This window comes from Paenibacillus sp. J45TS6, assembly GCF_018403285.1.
Classification (GTDB): Bacteria; Bacillota; Bacilli; order Paenibacillales; family Paenibacillaceae; genus Paenibacillus.
This window is the reverse complement of record NZ_BOSJ01000056.1, coordinates 1-611: the sequence shown is the minus strand read 5'-3', so window position 1 is coordinate 611 and position 611 is coordinate 1. Positions and strand designations below refer to the sequence as shown.

Below are 611 nucleotides of genomic sequence, written 5' to 3'. Positions count from 1 at the left end.
TAAGGCTGGGCTGTGATGGGGAGTGAAAATTACAGTAGCGAAGGTCATGATCTCAGACTGCCAAGAAAAGCCTCTAGCCAGATGAAGGTGCCCGTACCGTAAACCGACACAGGTAGGTGAGAAGAGAATTCTAAGGCGCGCGGAAGAACTCTCGTTAAGGAACTCGGCAAAATGACCCCGTAACTTCGGGAGAAGGGGTACCCCGGTAGTGTGAATAGCACGAGGGGGTCGCAGTGAAAAGGCCCAAGCGACTGTTTAGCAAAAACACAGGTCTGTGCGAAGCCGCAAGGCGAAGTATACGGGCTGACGCCTGCCCGGTGCTGGAAGGTTAAGGGGAGTGGTTAGGAGTAATCCGAAGCTATGAACCGAAGCCCCAGTAAACGGCGGCCGTAACTATAACGGTCCTAAGGTAGCGAAATTCCTTGTCAGGTAAATTCTGACCCGCACGAATGGCGTAACGACTTGGGCGCTGTCTCAACGAGAGATCCGGTGAAATTTTAATACCTGTGAAGATGCAGGTTACCCGCGACAAGACGGAAAGACCCCATGGAGCTTTACTGCAGCTTGATATTGGATTTGGGTACGATCTGTACAGGATAGGTGGGAGCCTA

The 611-nt window shown here is 52.0% G+C and carries 1 rRNA gene; it reads left to right on the top strand.

Going from position 1 to position 611, the window contains the following annotated elements:
• Positions 1 to 611: ribosomal RNA gene (locus KJS58_RS24825) — 23S ribosomal RNA — on the top strand; the annotation flags it as partial.